1 protein-coding gene is annotated in these 2,072 nt (G+C 57.0%); it reads left to right on the plus strand.

The features are described 5' to 3' along the window. Positions 1 to 30: 30 nt before the first annotated feature. Positions 31 to 2,072 (plus strand): tetratricopeptide repeat protein (locus JX360_RS17270; RefSeq protein ID WP_244353467.1); only part of this gene is annotated, 2,042 nt, incomplete at its 3' end.

Below are 2,072 nucleotides of genomic sequence, written 5' to 3' on the forward strand. Positions count from 1 at the left end.
ACTCGAAGCGTTGAAGCTCTCACGAAGTCTTTGCAAAAGGCACTGGCGCCATTGCCAACCCGTTCGGTGCTCAAACAGGATGTCCTCTACTTCATGGTGGAATTCCCGGAAGAGGCACTGTTTAACCGCTCGATGGTACTGCACCGGGTAGCTAGCCAGTTGGGAGGCTTGCCTGTCCAGGGGGTGAGTCAGTTGGTGGTCTATGGCCGACTGAAGGGGGAAGCCCAGCCAAAATGGAAGAAAGTTTTTTATCTGGCTTCGGGTGAGAGCAGTGCCGATGCCACCCAGATTGTGTTGCCGGGCACCAAGATTTCCGAAATCAAGGTTCTGGAAGCCCAAAAACCGGTGGTGGATCCCGACAGTAACCCTGATTTTCGCCGTGTCAAAACCCTAGAGGCACCCGTTCCCAAAACCCATAAAGAACGACGGGCTGAGGCCACCCCTAAACCGATCCCCAACCCTCCAGTTGCTGTTGGGGCGACCCCTCCTCCAGCTCGAATCCTCACCCCCCAGCCCACCCCACGTCCGACAGCACCGACCCTAAAAACCCCTACTCCCAACCTGGACCGGTTTGCGCTCCGTCAGCTCCTCCACAACTCCCAGATGCGCCCGATTTGGGCAGGAGTGCTGGCGCTGTTGCTGCTGCTGGGCGGCGGCTTAGTGGTTCGCTCCTTTGGGGCAGCGGATGCACGGTCTCGTGCTGGATCCCTAGGACTGGGGATCCCGTTGTTGGTCTTGGCTGCAGGTGGAGGCTGGCTGGGCTGGAAAAAGCTGTACTCCGAGACCGCTAGTGCTTCCCCTCCAACAGGAGGATCAGACTGTTTTGCAGAAGGGCTGTCACTTTTACAGGCCCAACGGATTCCTGAAGCGATTGCGCAGTTTCAAGAAGCCGTTAAGCGGCAGCCAGATCATGCCCCGGCTCACTTGGAACTGGCCAAATGCTTGGTCAACACCGACCAGTTGCAGGAGGGATTGAAACACTTTCAGCGGGCAAAACGACTCAATCCCCAACTCAAAGACATCGATCTCCATCTGGTGGAGACGATGAAAGCCTTAGCCAAGCAGTGGTTAGCCCAACATCAGCCGGATGAAGTCTTGGCCCACTTGCCAGAAGCCCTGCCCCTGACCAAGGGATCCGCTCAAGCGGAAATATTCAGCCTCATCGGTCAAGCCTGGGCAAACAAACGGGATTGGGTACAGGCCCTGGCTCAACAGCAAACGGCTCTGGGGTTGGATCCCCATTGCAGTGAGGCCCACATCCGCATCGCCCAAGTTCGCATCGGGTTGGGTCAATGGGATGAAGCGATTGACTCCTGCTGGGCAGCTTTGGAACTGAATGACCGATTGGGGGAAGCTCACTATGCTATGGGACAAGCCCTCCTGCGCAAAGGTCAACTCAAAGCAGCCATAGCTGCGTTCCGCACCGCTCTCAACCTGGATCTCACCCCTTCGATGGCAGCCCAAGTGCAGGTGGATCTGGGATTAGCGTTGGTCCAAGCTGGGCATCTCGCCCAAGCCAGCCAGGAGTTCAGCCAAGTGATCTTGGCGGATAGCCAGCAGGGGCGAGCCTACTACGGACTGGGCCTGGTTTTGGCTGCCCAAGAACAGTACACCGAAGCAGTCAAGAACTATCGACGGGCGCTGGAACTGGATCCCACCCTGCATGAGGCAACTGCGGCAATTGGTCTAGCCTATTTGGGGCACAAGCAACGGGATGTTTCTGGGCGCAAGTTTGTGCGGCCCCAGCAGGTGTTGGAGGCGATGCAACAGTTTGAGCAAGCCCTCAAACAAGATCCAGATCTCCCAGAGGCTCATTTTGGCATGGGGGAGGTGTTGCGCATTAAGGGCGATCTGAACTCGGCAGAGGTCAGTTATCAGCAGGCCATTCGCGGCAATGGGAGCTACGGCCTGGCCCACTATCGGCTTGGCTCGGTCTTTGCCCGCAAAGGTAAGCTTGAGCAAGCGATCGAGCAATTTCGCCTGGCACTAGAAATTTACCCCAACTTCCCCGAGGCCAAAGGAAGTCTGCAACGGCTCCTCTCCAAGCAATCCGAAGAAGTGCATACCGACTT

The organism is Thermostichus vulcanus str. 'Rupite' (assembly GCF_022848905.1).
GTDB lineage: Bacteria > Cyanobacteriota > Cyanobacteriia > Thermostichales > Thermostichaceae > Thermostichus > Thermostichus vulcanus_A.